The organism is Rothia sp. (in: high G+C Gram-positive bacteria) (assembly GCF_030540545.1).
GTDB lineage: Bacteria > Actinomycetota > Actinomycetes > Actinomycetales > Micrococcaceae > Rothia.
In genome coordinates, this window is record NZ_JAUNVZ010000023.1 from 1 (window position 1) to 1,565 (window position 1,565).

1 protein-coding gene and 1 pseudogene are annotated in these 1,565 nt (G+C 62.6%); both read left to right on the forward strand.

Annotation, left to right across the window (positions count from 1 at the left end):
• Positions 1 to 655: 655 nt before the first annotated feature.
• Positions 656 to 1,054, forward strand: a complete 399-nt coding sequence (locus Q4P78_RS08615) for a hypothetical protein (protein ID WP_303339968.1) — start codon at positions 656 to 658, stop codon at positions 1,052 to 1,054.
• Positions 1,055 to 1,184: 130 nt separating this feature from the next.
• Positions 1,185 to 1,565: pseudogene (locus Q4P78_RS08620) on the forward strand (IS1634 family transposase); the annotation flags it as partial.

Here is a 1,565-nt window from a genome sequence, read left to right on the forward strand (position 1 = left end):
CCAACGAAAACTCACGCCGAGTCACCGAAAACCCATCAAGGTGTCACGAGTCAGGTTAGTGCCCCACAACAACCACCTCACCCCCACCATTCCAACGAAAAACCCCACCCTGAAACACCAACCAACCCAAACTGCGCAACTCAGGTCCGATGGTCGAGGGTGTCCAAGTCCGGTTACTACTCCTGGCACCACCGGCCCGAGTCTCGGACCTTGGTTAGGAGAAAAGAGCTGGCTGTGATGATTAGGGATGTTTTTGAGGACTCTGATTGCACCCACGGGTATCACAGGATTTAGGTGATCCTGAAGCGGTGCGGCGTGCTTTTCCGCGGGGAGACCGTTCGCTCCATCATACGCGACCTGGGGCTGCAAGCCGCACAGCCGCGAGCGAAGGTGGTTACCACCGTGCCAGCTGAGTTTCTCGATCGGCGACCGGACCTGCTCGGGCAGGACGTCGACGCTGACGAGCGCGGGAAGAAGTTCTGCTGTGATATCACCTACATTGAGAAGGGGGCGACGATCTTTCGCTCAGACAGGGGTAGTCAGCACACGTCTCAGACCTGACTTGGCTCATTGTGGGGTGGTTGGGTTGCTGGGGGCTGGTTGTTGTTGGGATTGCGGGGGTTGCGTGGGTTGGGGTGCGCACTAACGTTGGGGTATGAGTCCGTACGTTCGCACGGTCAGGACGGCGTCGGGGGCCCGTGCGGTGCAGATCGTGCACTCCTCCCGGAAGGGGGTTCGCAATATCGAACACATTGGCTCAGCCCATGACGACGCCGAGCTGGCGGTGCTTAAGGAGGTCGCCAGGCAACGGCTCAATGCCGGCCAGCTCAGCTTCGACCTACCGGGCCTGAACAGCGAGAACGACGCAGGATCTGCACCGCAGGCACCGACTGGGGGTGGGTGCATGGCACCTATCACCTCCAACCGGATGGGGGTGCGCCTGGAGGCCCTGGAGACGGCCTGGAAGGCGGTGGGGCTGGACGGACTCGACGGTGCTGACGAGGTCTTCCGCCAGCTCGTTACCGCCAGGCTGATCGAGCCGACCAGCAAGTAGGACTCGTTGCGGATCCTGACCTGACTCGTGACAGTTTGGTGGGGTCTGGGTTTTGAGGTGGGTTTTTCGTTGGTATTCCGTGGTGGTTGTGGGTGTGCTGGCACACTAAGGGGCCGGTAGGGTGGGGGTGGTGAGCCCGTTTGTGCGTAAGGTCAAGACAGCCTCGGGGGCGATGGCGGTGCAGATCGCGGTCAAGGAAGGGCGCCGGGACAAGGTGATCGAGCACCTGGGATCGGCCCACACTGAGGCCGAGCTGGCTGCTCTGATGGAGATCGGCCGGCACCGCATTGCCCCGGACCAGCTGGCCCTGGAGCTGACTCCCACGCCACCGGCGGTTTCGGGACTCCTCACGGCCTCAGCCCCGGTCGGCACTGACGCGGTGGTGGCCTCCAAGCGCTCGGGCCTGATGTGGGACGTTCTGCACGGGGTCTACACCCGTCTGGGGCTGAGGGACGCCACTGGGGGTGATCGGGCCTTTGAGCAGATGGTTCTGGCGCGTCTGATCGAGCCG